This is a genomic window from Streptomyces sp. LMG1-1-1.1, assembly GCF_040815545.1.
Classification (GTDB): domain Bacteria; phylum Actinomycetota; class Actinomycetes; order Streptomycetales; family Streptomycetaceae; genus Streptomyces.
Genome location: NZ_JBFPNH010000052.1, coordinates 26812 through 39279, shown reverse-complemented (window position 1 = coordinate 39279; position 12468 = coordinate 26812). Strand labels below are relative to the sequence as shown.

Below are 12468 nucleotides of genomic sequence, written 5' to 3'. Positions count from 1 at the left end.
CGCGAGGACGGCGACGGCCGCCCCGCACCCCCAGGCCGCGCCGAGGGCCGTCAGGGCGGCCTCCCGGGCCGCCCAGGTCCGTGCCGCGCGGCCCACGCGACGGCCCTGGACCACGGCGGCGGCCAGCGGGACCGCGACGGTCAGCCAGTGGACCCAGCTCCCGCGCCCGTCGGACGGCAGCGCGGCCAGCAGCGGGAAGGGCGGCACGGCCGGGTCGCCGGTGAGGCCGAGCGGGGTCGCGAGCGCGCCCGTACCGAGGGTGAAACCGGGCCCGAGCCCGTACGAGGCCCCCCATACGGCCGTATTCGGCAGCAGGGCCAGGACGAGCAGCAGCACCGTCACCCGGCCGGACCACTCCCCCGCGAGGCCCGTGAAGACGGCCTGGGCTTCGCCCGCGTGCCAGGCCAGCGAGACCGCCGCGGCCACCGCGCCGCCGCCCAGCAGGGTGACGAGTCCCAGCCCGGCCGCGCGCAGGGCGGCCGCCGCCTGCCGCTGCCCGGGGAGGGGACGGCCGAGCGCCGTCCAGACCCCGGCCCCCGCCGCGCCCACGACGACGGCGGGCAGCCAGAGCCCGGCGGTGATCAGGTCGGCGGGCAGCGGGCCGCTCTCGCTGTAGACCACGATCACGGCCGCGACCAGCAGGTATCCCCCGGCGACCGCCACCACCGCGCCCCCCGCGGAGGGGCGCGGACGGCCGCCGCCCTCCCCCGCGTCGAGGGTGTCGCGGGCGGCCCGGTGGACGAGCCAGACGGGCAGGGCGACCAGGAGCAGCGGGACGACGCCGAGGGGTGCGGGGAGGCCGGACAGGGTGTCCGTGCGGGCCAGGTCCACGCCGTGGGCGAGCAGCCAGAGCCCGGCGGCCAGGTGCAGCGCCCCGCCGGGGCCGCTGTCGGGGTACGGGGAGCTGATCCAGGCGGCGATCACCAGGACCGCGAGCCCGCCGAGGCCGAGCCCCGCGGCGACCCCGCCGCGGACGCAGGCGGTGGCGAGCGCGGCGGAACGGCCGCCCTGGACCAGGGGGTGCTCGGTCACATGGGTCACGGGGTCATGCTGCCAACGACACGCGCTTTCGTGACGTAACAGGCAAAGTTCCGTTGTGTCGCCCAAGATACGTTTATGTACTTTTCCGCCCAGAGAAGCGCTGCGGGAGGTCGACACCGATGAGCCGGAGCACTGCGGATTCCGCCCCCTCCGTCACCCTGCCGACCCCGAAGGAGCGGCGCAGGTTGCGCGAGGCACTCGCCCTCACCGAGGAGCAGGTCGCCGAGGCCATGGGCGTCACGAAGGCCACCATCAAGGCCTGGGAGACCGGGCGCTCGGCGCCCCGGGGCCGTAAGCGCGAGGCGTACGCGAAGCTGCTCGGCGCGTACGACGAGACCGGCGCGCCCCCCGCGCCCGAGCGTCCGACCGCCGCACCGACCGCCCCGACCGGGTCCGCGCTCCCCCCGGAGGCGCCCGGCACCCCGGCATGCGCCCCGACGTCGTCCGACATCGCGGCGACCACCCCCACGTCGTCCGGCACCTCGGCACCCGCCCCGACGCCGTTCGTCCCACCGATCACCCCCGGCACGTCGTCCGCCAACGTCCGGCCGAAGGCCGCCGTGAAGCGGGCCGCCAAGCCGCCGAAGGCCCCCTCCCCCGCGCCGGCCATCGCCCCCGGTTTCGCCCGCAGAGCCGATCCGAGGCCGCAGGAGCGCCTGAAACCGGCGGTGGCGGCGCCGGAGACCGGGGCCGCGGAGACCGGGGCCGTGGAGACCGGGGCCGCGACGGCCCTTGCGGCCCCCGTCGTGCCGGGCCTCACCCCCGAGCAGGCCTTCGACGCGCTCTACGCGCACGCCGCACCCGGCCTCGTCCACCAGACGTACCTGCTCACCGGGCGCCGCCGGCTGTCCCGCGAGGCCGTCGAGCACGCCTTCCACCACGCCTGGGACCACTGGCCCGAGGTCGCCGTCGACGCCGACCCGGTGGGCTGGGTGCGCGCGGCGGCGTACGAGTACGCCCTCTCCCCGTGGCACCGGCTCCGCCGCGCCCACAAGCACCCCGACGCCCCGCCGACCGAGGCGAGCCGGCGGGCACTGCTCGACGCGCTCCTCGAACTGCCGCCGCCGTACCGCCGCACCCTCCTGCTCTACGACGGACTCGGCCTCGACCTGCCCGAGACGGCGGCCGAGACCGAGGCGAGCACCCCCGCCGCCGCCAACCGGCTGCTGCACGCCCGCACCGTCCTCGGGCAGCGGATCCCCGAGCTCGCCGAACCCGAGGCGCTGCACCGGCGGCTGAGCGGGCTGGTCGCGGAGGCGCCCACGGCGACCCTGCCGGCGGCCCGCACCGTCCGGTCGGGGAGCGAGCGGCGCGGCCGCGCCTGGACGCGGGCCGTGCTCGGGGTGACGGCGGTCCTCATCGGCGTCACCGGCTTCGCGGCGGCGACCGCGCCGACCCGCTACATCCCGGTCAACGCCCCCGGCGAGACCGTCAACGGGGTGCCGGTGCGCGGTGGCCCCCAGAAGCTCCGCCCGGAGGACCTGGAGCTCCGCGACCAGCTGCGCTCCGAGCCCCACCCGGGCCCCGAGCGCCTGGTCCCGGCGGCCGAGTAGAGCCGCCGCCATACGCGAGAGGGCCCCGCCCTCGCCCGGGTGACCGGGCGGGGGCGGGGCCCTCTCGTACAGCTACCGCTGGTGTCAGCCCGCGAGGATCGCGCGCGCCAGCTTGGCCGTCTCGGTCGGCGTCTTGCCGACCTTGACGCCCGCGGCCTCAAGGGCCTCCTTCTTCGCCTGGGCGGTGCCGGAGGAGCCGGAGACGATGGCGCCGGCGTGGCCCATGGTCTTGCCCTCGGGCGCGGTGAAGCCCGCGACGTAGCCGACGACCGGCTTGGTGACGTTCTTCGCGATGAAGTCCGCCGCACGCTCCTCGGCGTCGCCGCCGATCTCGCCGATCATGACGATCAGGTCGGTGTCGGGGTCGGCCTCGAACGCCGCGAGGGCGTCGATGTGCGTGGTGCCGATGACCGGGTCGCCACCGATGCCGACGGCGGACGAGAAGCCGATGTCACGGAGCTCGTACATCATCTGGTACGTCAGCGTGCCGGACTTCGAGACCAGGCCGATGCGGCCCGGCTTCGTGATGTCGCCCGGGATGATGCCGGCGTTGGACTGGCCCGGGGTGATGAGACCGGGGCAGTTCGGGCCGATGATCCGGGTCTTGTTGCCCTTCGCCTGCGCGTACGCCCAGAAGGCGGCGGAGTCGTGGACGGCGATGCCCTCGGTGATCACGACGGCCAGCGGGATCTCGGCGTCGATCGCCTCGACCACGGCGGCCTTGGCGAAGGCCGGCGGGACGAAGAGGACGGAGACGTCGGCGCCCGTCTTCTCCATCGCCTCGGCGACGGAGCCGAAGACCGGGACCTCGGTGCCGTCGAAGTCGACGGTCGTGCCGGCCTTGCGCGGGTTCACGCCACCGACGATGTTGGTGCCGTCACCCAGCATGAGCTTGGTGTGCTTCATGCCCGTGGCACCGGTCATGCCCTGGACGATGACCTTGCTGTCCTTGGTCAGGAAGATAGCCATGGTGTTCTGACCTCGTCCCTTACTTCGCAGCCGCGAGCTCGGCGGCCTTGTCGGCCGCGCCGTCCATGGTGTCCACGCGCTGCACGAGCGGGTGGTTCGCGTCCGACAGGATCTTGCGACCCAGCTCCGCGTTGTTGCCGTCGAGGCGCACGACCAGCGGCTTGGTGACCTCTTCGCCCTTCGAGGCGAGGAGCTCCAGGGCCTGGACGATGCCGTTGGCGACCTCGTCACAGGCGGTGATGCCACCGAAGACGTTGACGAACACGGACTTGACGTCCGGGTCGCCCAGGATGATCTCCAGGCCGTTCGCCATGACCTCGGCGGAGGCGCCGCCGCCGATGTCGAGGAAGTTGGCCGGCTTCACGCCACCGTGGTTCTCACCGGCGTACGCGACGACGTCCAGGGTCGACATGACCAGACCGGCACCGTTACCGATGATGCCGACCTCGCCGTCGAGCTTGACGTAGTTGAGGTTCTTGGCCTTGGCGGCAGCCTCGAGCGGGTTGGCTGCGGCCTTGTCCTCGAGCGCCTCGTGCTCGGGCTGACGGAAGTCGGCGTTCTCGTCGAGAGACACCTTGCCGTCGAGGGCCAGGATGCGGCCGTCCTTGGTCTTCACCAGCGGGTTGACCTCGACGAGGAGCGCGTCCTCGGCGACGAAGGTGTCCCACAGGGTGACCATGGCCTCGGCGACGCCCTCGGCCACGTCGGCCGGGAACTTCGCCAGGGCGACGATCTCGCGGGCCTTCTCGATGTCCACGCCGTCGACGGCGTTGACCGGGACCTTCGCGAGGGCCTCGGGGGTCTTCTCCGCGACCTCCTCAATGTCCATGCCGCCCTGCACCGAGGCCATGGCCAGGAAGGTGCGGTTGGTGCGGTCGAGGAGGTACGAGACGTAGTACTCCGCCTCGATCTCCGGGGACAGCTCGGCGATCATCACCTTGTGGACCGTGTGGCCCTTGATGTCCATCCCGAGGATGTCCGTCGCGCGGGCGACGGCCTCGTCCGCGTCGGCGGCCAGCTTCACGCCGCCGGCCTTGCCGCGGCCGCCGACCTTCACCTGCGCCTTGACGACCGACTTGCCGCCAAGACGCTCGGTGGCCTCGCGCGCCGCCTCAGGCGTGTCGATGACTTCACCGGCCAGCACCGGTACACCGTGCTTGGCGAAGAGGTCCCTCGCCTGATACTCGAACAGGTCCACGCGCGTCCGTCCCTTTTCTGATGATCGCGGTTCGTTGTCTGCGTGGGCGTGCCGCGAAGGGCAACGTGACTGCGCTGTCACAAGGGAGGCGTGCACGGAGTCCGTGGACGCGGCATGTCCGTCTCGCAGGTTATCCCCGAGCGCCGTGGGTCCCTAAATCGCAGGTCACAACGGAGCGGTGATACGGGTCACAGATTGTAGGGGTCGAGGGGCGGTCCGTAGGGGTCGGGAAGCACCCACCCACCGCGCTCACGGCAGGCGGGGCCTGGTCTCCCGGCCCCTCACGACGCGCCCGGAACCGAAGTGAGGGCCTCCCGGACCCACATGTGATATGGGACTCAGTCCCCCCGCACACACCCGTGCGGGTGGTTCCGAGCCTGCGGAATCCGCACCCGCCCGCACGTCCCACGACCACGGATTCCGCACCGGATCGTGAGCGGGGCGGGGGCGGGCGGGGGGCCGGCGGGGCCCTGGGCGGGGCCCGGCTCTCGGGCGCTGGGCCCGGCGGGGCTCGGGCGCTGGGCCCGGCGGGGCTCGGGTCAGGTCGTGGGGATCGGTAGGGGGCGCTTCTCCAGGGCCGCCGCCATGATCTCCGGGAACAGGTCGGGGGTGCAGGCGAAGGCCGGGGCGCCGAGCGCGGCGAGCGCCGCCGCGTGCTCGCGGTCGTAGGCGGGCGCCCCCTCGTCGGAGAGCGCGAGCAGCGCCACGAACTGGACGCCGGAGGCCTTCATCGCCGCGACCCGCTTCAGCATCTCGTCGCGGATGCCCCCCTCGTACAGGTCGCTGACGAGGACCACCACGGTGTCGGCGGGCCGGGTGATCCGGGACTGGCAGTACGCGAGCGCGCGGTTGATGTCGGTGCCGCCGCCGAGCTGGGTGCCGAAGAGGACGTCGACCGGGTCGTCGAGCCGGTCGGTGAGATCGACGACGGCCGTGTCGAAGACGACGAGCCGGGTCGCGAGCGACCGCATCGAGGCGAGGACCGCGCCGAAGACGGACGCGTGGACGACGGAGGCGGCCATCGAGCCGGACTGGTCGATGCAGAGCACCACCTCCTTCTTCACCGCCCGCGACGCGCGGCCGTGGCCGATCAGCCGCTCGGGGACGACCGTGCGGTGCTCGGGCAGGTAGTTCCCGAGGTTGGCGCGGATCGTGCGGTCCCAGTCGATGTCCCGGTGGCGGGGGCGGCTGATCCGGGCGGACCGGTCGAGGGCACCGGTGAGCGCGGCCCGCGTGCGGGTGGCCAGGCGCTTCTCCAGGTCCTCGACGACCTTGCGCACCACGGCCCGCGCGGTCTCCCTGGTCGTCTCCGGCATCGCCTTGTTCAGCGACAGCAGCGTGCCGACGAGGTGCACGTCCGCCTCCACGGCCTCCAGCATCTCCGGCTCCAGGAGGAGGGTGGCCAGGCCGAGCCGTTCGATCGCGTCGCGCTGCATCACCTGGACGACCGAGCTGGGGAAGTACGTACGGATGTCCCCGAGCCAGCGGGCGACGGAGGGCGCCGAGGCACCCAGCCCCGCCGAGCGGTCCCTTCCCCCGCGGTCACCGCTTCGCCCCGCCCTGTCGTAGAGCGCGGTGAGCGCGCCGTCCATCGCCGCGTCGTCCCCGGCCAGCGCCCGGCCGGTCCCCTCGGCCTCCCCACCGCCCAGGACCAGCCGCCAGCGGCGGAGCCGCTCGTCGTCGGGGGCGGGGTCCGTCCCGGTGGGTACGGCCGTTCCGGCGGAGGCGGGCAGGACGGTGGCGGGCGCGGCGGCAGTGGGCGCGACGGCGGCGGACACGGCGGCCGCGGGCGCGACGGCGGCGGACACGGCGGCCGCGGGCGCGGCAGCGGTGAGCACGGCAGCGGTGGCGGGCGCGGTGGCGATGGGCTCGGCAGCGGCGGGCGCGGCGGTGCTCCTGGCGGTGGTCATGTGCGGGCCTCCGTGCCGAGGACGAGGTGAAGGAGGGGCAGGACGGCATCGGCCCGCGCGCGGTCGAGGCCGGTGGCGAAGCCGGGGGTGTCGCCGGGCGCCGGGCGGTCTCCCGGCGCGGAGCGCGGGCCCCGGGCGACCAGCTCGCCGAGGGTCCGGCGGACACCCGGCTCGTATCCGGAGAACGTGCGGCGCAGCAGCGGCAGCACGTCGGTGAACGCCCCGGCAGGTACGGAGGTGAGCCAGGCGTCGACCAGGCCGAGGAGCCGCTCGTCGTGGACGAGGAGCAACCCGCCGCCGGACGCCCCGCCGACGAAGCCGTCGATCCACGCCGCGGCGTCGGGCGGCGGAGTGCCCGGCGAGAGCGCGCGGCTCATGAGCGGCGCTGCCTCTTCGCCGCCGAGCCTCCCCTCGTCCAGGAGGATCCGCGCCGCCCTGCCCCGCAGCACCCCGGGTATCCGGTCCCGCTCGGCAAGCCGGCGCAACGTCCCGGCCCAACGATCGCCGAGCCCGCCACCGGAGGACACGCCCGACGGCACGGCACCCGCTGGTCCGCCGGTGCTGCTGGTGCGTCCGGGTCCGCCGGGTCCGCCCGTCGGCTCGGGTCCCCCGGTCGGCTCCGGCGGCGGGTGCGGGTCGGTGGGTGGGGTGGGGTGGTCGGGGAGGAGGCCGATCGCGGTGTGGACGGCGTCGAGGCGGTCCCGCATCTGGGTGGCGGCGTCGGTGTCGAGGTCGGCGCAGGCCGGGGGCAGGCCGACGCAGATGCGTTCGGCGAGGCCCGCGGCGACTTCGGCGAGGGCGGCCGTGCCGGTGCCGCGGACGTCGCCGTAGCGGAGGGAGCGGGCGAGGGCCGGGAGGGCCTGGGCGAGGTGGGCGACGTCGGTGTCGAGGGCCGCGCGGTCGGCGACTGCGCGCATCACGACAGGGAGCGCGTCGGTGAGTCCGGCGAGGAGGCAGTGTTCGGCGAGGGCGGTGATGTCGGCGAGGGCGGTCGCCGACTGGGCTCGGGCCTCGGCCTTGGCGGTGGCGGCGGCCTCGACGGTGGTGCCCCAGACGCCGGCCTCGGCGACCTGGACGTGCAGCTCGGGTTCCCAGCGGAGCCGCCAGGTCTCGCGGAAGGTGCCGGTGCCGGCTCGTCCGGCGGCCGGTTCGCCCCAGCCGACGCCGAGGAGCCGCAGCCGGTGCAGCAGTCGGCTGCGGTCGCCGTCCGTCTCCTTGCGCAGGTCGAGTTCGAGCTCGCGCTCCTGCGCCTCGGGCTTGAGGCGCAGGGTGCGCTGGCGGCGGCTCAGGTCCCGCTGGAGGGGGACGGCGGGGGCGCCGGCCGGGACCTCGCCGAGGACGTCGCCGACGACGAGGCGGTCCCTGACGAGGTCGAGCGGCACGTCGGAGCCCTCGCACAGGACGGCGCGGACGGCGTCGGTGGTCTCGTCGAGGCCGGGGAGCGGCCGGCCGCGGAGGACGGCGAGGGTCTCGGCGAGCCGGACGGCCTCGATGACGTGGGCGGTGGAGACCGGGTGGTCCTCGGCCCTGAGGAGTCCGGCGACCTTGGTCATCCAGCGCTCGATCGGCCGGTCGGGTGCGGCGAAGAGGTGTCCGTACCAGCCGGGGGCCTCGATGCCGGCGCCGTACCCGGAGTGCCGGGCGAGTCTGCGGTGGGTCCAGGGGACCCAGGTCGTCTCGGTCCGCACCTTGGGCAGGCCCTTGAGGAGGGCCCGGTCGGCGGCGACGGTGGTCTTGCGGGCGAGGGCGGGGACGTGCCAGGCGCCGCAGACGACGGCGATGTCGTCGCCGAACTCCTTGCGGGCGGCCCGCATCCGGAGCCGCATGTGGGCCTCGCGGACGAGGTCACGGGGGTGGCCGCCGTGGCCGTACGTCTCGCGCAGGGCGCCCATCGCCTCGGCGAGCGCCTCGAACGGGGCGGTGGGGTCGTCGGCCCCGCGGAGCTCGACGGCGTCCTCCCACCAGCGCTCGGCGTCCTCGTACCCGGCGGCCCGGGCGAGTTCGGCGACGGGGTCGGTGCGCGGCCCGCCATCGGCGACGGCGGCCTCGCTGTCGTCCCAGGTGGGGTCGGCGGCCGCGGCGAGGGTGTGTGCGGCGGGCAGGTCGAAGAACCGGACGGCGGCGCCGCGGTCGAGCGCCCAGCGGATCGCGACCCATTCGGGCGAGAACTCCGCCATGGGCCAGAACGCGGCCCGTCCCGGGTCGTCCACGGCGTGCGCGAGCAGGGCGACGGGGGGCCGCATGTCCTCCTCCGCCGCCAGGGCGACGAGGGCGTCGGCCTCGGCGGGCCCCTCGACGAGTACGACGGCGGGCTTCTCGGCTTCCAGTACGGCGAGCACTCCCCGGGCGGATCCGGGCCCGTGGTGCCGCACCCCGAGGAGCAGCGGCCGTTCGCGCCGCCGTTCCGGCCCGGCCGGGGGCGGCGCGGCGCGGCCGGTGCCGGTCGTCGGGGTCTCGGCCGGCGGCGTGGCGGTGGCCGTCATGCGCTCACCTCGCGGCAGGCGCGGTAGAAGTCCTTCCAGCCGTCTCTCTCCCTGACGACCGTCTCCAGGTACTCCTGCCAGACGACCCGGTCGGCCGCCGGGTCGCGGACGACCGCGCCGAGGATGCCGGCGGCGATGTCGGCGGGGCGCAGGACGCCGTCGCCGAAGTGGGCGGCGAGGGCGAGTCCGCCGGTGACGACGGAGATGGCCTCGGCCGTGGAGAGCGTCCCCGAGGGGGACTTGACCTTCGTCCGCCCGTCGGTGGTGACGCCGTCCCGCAGTTCGCGGAAGACGGTGACGACCCGGCGGATCTCGTCGACTCCCGCGGGCAGGGCCGGGAGTTCCAGGGAGCGTCCGAGCTGCTCGACGCGGCGCGTGACGATGTCGACCTCGGCCTCGGGGGTGGCGGGCAGCGGCAGCACCACCGTGTTGAAGCGGCGGCGGAGCGCGCTGGAGAGTTCGTTGACGCCGCGGTCGCGGTCGTTGGCGGTGGCGATCAGGTTGAAGCCGGGGACGGCCTGCACCTCCTGGCCCAGCTCGGGGATGGGCAGCGTCTTCTCGGACAGGATCGTGATGAGCGAGTCCTGGACGTCGGCGGGGATGCGGGTGAGCTCTTCGACGCGGGCGGTCATGCCCTGCGCCATCGCCCGCATCACGGGGCTCGGCACGAGGGCGTCGCGGTCGGGTCCGTGGGCGAGGAGCCGGGCGTAGTTCCAGCCGTACCGGACGGCTTCCTCGGGGGTTCCGGCGGTGCCCTGGACGAGGAGGGTGGAGTCGCCGCTGACGGCGGCGGCGAGGTGCTCGGAGACCCAGGTCTTGGCGGTGCCGGGGACGCCGAGCAGGAGGAGCGCGCGGTCGGTGGCGAGGGTGGTGACGGCGACTTCGACGATGCGGCGCGGTCCCACGTACTTGGGCGAGACGACGGTCCCGTCGGGGAGCGTGCCGCCGAGGAGATAGGTGGCGACGGCCCACGGCGAGAGGAGCCAGCGGGCGGGCCGGGGGCGGTCGTCGGCCGCGGCGAGCGCCGCGAGTTCGCCGGCGAAGGCGTGCTCGGCGTGCGGGCGCAGGGCCTCGGCCGTGGTCTGCGGCCGTCCCGGTCCGGTGTCCGTCTCGACACCGGAACCGGGCTGCGTCATGGTTTCGGGCACGGGCATGGATCCCCCTCCAGATCGTTCGACCTGCTGTGCGATCCACGGTGCACCATGCCACTGACAACGCCCCTTCGCCGCTGGTCAGGGGCGGCGAGGGGGCGCTGTCGGGGAGTTGAGGGAGGGTCAGCCCAGGATGGGCGAGACGGCGACGCAGCCGCCGGCCACGGCCTGCTCGCCCTTGGCCTCCTTGATGACCTTGCCCTGGTAGATCACCTTGCAGGTGAGGTCGGCGGGGGTGAGCGAGATCGGCATGACGGCCGGCGGCATGATCCCCTTCAGCGTCACCGTCTTCGTCCACGGCGTGGTGGGCTTCTTCTCCGACTCGACGTGCGGTGCCATCGCGGTGCCGTCCCCGGCGTGGTAGTCGATCGACTCGACGCCCTTGCCGCTGACCTCGTACGTGACCTCGTAGGTCTCGCCGACGGACTTGTCGACCTTGTCGGCGGCCTTCTCCGCGGCCTCCGAGCAGGCGCCGAGGCCGAGGGCGAGGCCGGCGACGGCGAGGGCCGAGACGGCGGTGCGGGCGGTGCGATTCATGGCGGGGTTCCCCCAGGAATGTGGTGCAGAACGAACGGTCGGTCAGCGCAGCGAATCGCAAAGGAAGGGTAAAGTCAAATCGCTTCGCAGGAGTCGTCAGGTCGCTCGTCCTGACCGTCCGCCGGGATGTCCCCACCGCCGAACTCCCAGGCCGGAGGCGTTGTCAGTGGCGGCCTCTACCGTCGGTGACATGAATGCCATGGGGGTACGCCGGACGGCGGGACAGGTGCTGGCACTGGCTCCTGACGACGCCTCGCGCAGAGCGGGGAGCAAGCTCGGCACGGCCGGGCCCTGGTCCGGCACGGGCCGCGGCGAGGGTGCCGTCTGGGGTCTGTGCAAGGGCAGTGGCGGCGCGCCGTACCGGACGGTCGTCGACACCACGGGCCCCGCGTACGCGTGCAGTTGCCCCAGCCGCAAGTTCCCCTGCAAGCACGCCCTGGGCCTGCTGCTGCTCCAGGCCTCGGACCCCACGGCGATCGACGACTCCGCCCCGCCCGACTGGGCGGGACAGTGGCTCACGGGGCGACGCGAGCGCGCCGACGCCGCACCCCGGCCCGCCGGTGCCGACGCTCCGGCCGCCACCCCCGCCGATCCCGAGGCCGCGCGCCGCAGGGCCGAGCGCAGGGCCGCCCGGATCACCGCGGGCGCGCGGGAGTTGGAGCAGCGGCTCGCCGACCTGCTGCGCGGCGGCCTGGCCACGGCCGAGCAGAGCGGGTACGGCCTGTGGGAGGAGACGGCCGCCCGCATGGTCGACGCCCAGGCGCCGGGCCTCGCGGGCCGGGTCAGGGAGCTGGGGGCGATACCGGGCTCCGCGCCCGGCTGGCCCGTGCGCCTCCTTGAGGAGTGCGCGCTCACCCATCTCCTCGACCGGGCCTGGCTCGCCGCCGACCGGCTGCCCGCCGACGTCGCGACGACCGTGCGGACCCGGGTCGGCCTCACCGTCCCCGCCGACGGCTTCCCGGTGCGCGACCACTGGCACGTCCTCGCCCAGTACGACGCCTCGGACGCCCGGCTGACGACCCGGCGGATCTGGCTGTACGGCGCGGCCAGCGGGCGCACCGCCCTGCTGCTCTCGTACGGCGCGGCGGGCCGGGCACCCCGGCTCGCCTTCCCCGTCGGCGTGGTGCTCGACGGCGAACTGACCCCGTATCCGGGCTCCGGACGGCTGCGGGCCGAGCCGGGCGAGCACTTCGCCCCCGTCGCCGCCCCCGCCGCACCGCCGCCGGGCGGCCCGGTCGGCGGGGCGCTCGACGCCTACGGCCGCGCGCTGCGCGACGACCCGTGGCTGGACTCCTGGCCCGTGACGCTGCGGGACGTCGTGCCCGCGCGCGCGGAGTACGGCTGGCAGCTCGCCGACGCGGACGGCCGCGAGGCCCTCCCGCTGACCTCCGCCGCCCAGTCCCGCCCCGGCCTCTGGCGCCTGGTCGCCCTGTCCGGCGGCGCCCCCGTGACCGTCTTCGGGGAGTGCGGCCACCGCGGCTTCACCCCGCTCGCCGCCTGGTCTCCGGAGGCCCCCGGCGAGACCGTCCCCCTCATATGACCCCCGGCGGGACTCCGATGCCCCCCGGCGGGACCGCCCACTCCCCCATGCCCCCCGGCCACCGCACACCGCCCGCCCGGAGGAAC

At 75.0% G+C, this 12468-nt stretch carries 9 protein-coding genes; 2 read left to right on the top strand and 7 right to left on the bottom strand.

Annotated features, from left to right (window positions below):
• Nucleotides 1-1041, bottom strand: a 1041-nt coding sequence (locus MRBLMG1_RS27780) for a DUF6350 family protein (protein ID WP_367826873.1), incomplete at its 3' end; no start/stop codon positions are given.
• 119 nt (nt 1042-1160) lie between these two features.
• Between MRBLMG1_RS27780 and MRBLMG1_RS27775 the strand changes: the two genes are divergently transcribed.
• Entirely contained in the window at nt 1161-2594 is a 1434-nt protein-coding gene (locus MRBLMG1_RS27775) for a sigma factor-like helix-turn-helix DNA-binding protein (protein ID WP_367826872.1), read from the top strand.
• Nucleotides 2595-2678: 84 nt separating this feature from the next.
• Here MRBLMG1_RS27775 and sucD read toward each other — a convergent pair whose 3' ends face one another.
• The 6 genes from sucD to MRBLMG1_RS27745 all read right to left on the bottom strand — a co-directional run bounded on the left by sucD (nt 2679) and on the right by MRBLMG1_RS27745 (nt 10842).
• A complete protein-coding gene (gene sucD / locus MRBLMG1_RS27770; RefSeq protein ID WP_367826871.1) occupies nt 2679-3563 on the bottom strand; it encodes a succinate--CoA ligase subunit alpha in 885 nt (294 codons plus the stop codon).
• 19 nt (nt 3564-3582) lie between these two features.
• Entirely contained in the window at nt 3583-4761 is a 1179-nt protein-coding gene (gene sucC, locus MRBLMG1_RS27765) for an ADP-forming succinate--CoA ligase subunit beta (RefSeq protein WP_367826870.1), read from the bottom strand.
• A gap of 539 nt (nt 4762-5300) precedes the next feature.
• A complete protein-coding gene (locus MRBLMG1_RS27760) occupies nt 5301-6494 on the bottom strand; it encodes a VWA domain-containing protein (protein WP_414721656.1) in 1194 nt (397 codons plus the stop codon).
• A 173-nt stretch (nt 6495-6667) separates the two neighbouring features.
• Complete coding sequence (locus tag MRBLMG1_RS27755) at nt 6668-9154, bottom strand: DUF5682 family protein (RefSeq protein ID WP_367826868.1); 2487 nt, start codon at nt 9152-9154, stop codon at nt 6668-6670.
• Entirely contained in the window at nt 9151-10290 is a 1140-nt protein-coding gene (locus MRBLMG1_RS27750; protein WP_367826874.1) for an ATP-binding protein, read from the bottom strand. Before MRBLMG1_RS27750 ends, MRBLMG1_RS27755 begins: the two co-directional genes overlap by 4 nt.
• A gap of 138 nt (nt 10291-10428) precedes the next feature.
• Nucleotides 10429-10842 carry a hypothetical protein gene (locus MRBLMG1_RS27745; protein WP_367826867.1) on the bottom strand — a complete coding sequence of 138 codons (414 nt, stop codon included), beginning with the start codon at nt 10840-10842 and terminating at the stop codon, nt 10429-10431.
• A 190-nt stretch (nt 10843-11032) separates the two neighbouring features.
• Here MRBLMG1_RS27745 and MRBLMG1_RS27740 point away from each other — a divergent pair, with 190 nt between their 5' ends.
• On the top strand, nt 11033-12382 hold the full coding sequence (locus tag MRBLMG1_RS27740; RefSeq protein ID WP_367826866.1) for an SWIM zinc finger family protein: 1350 nt from the start codon (nt 11033-11035) through the stop codon (nt 12380-12382).
• The last annotated feature ends 86 nt before the right edge of the window (nt 12383-12468 follow it).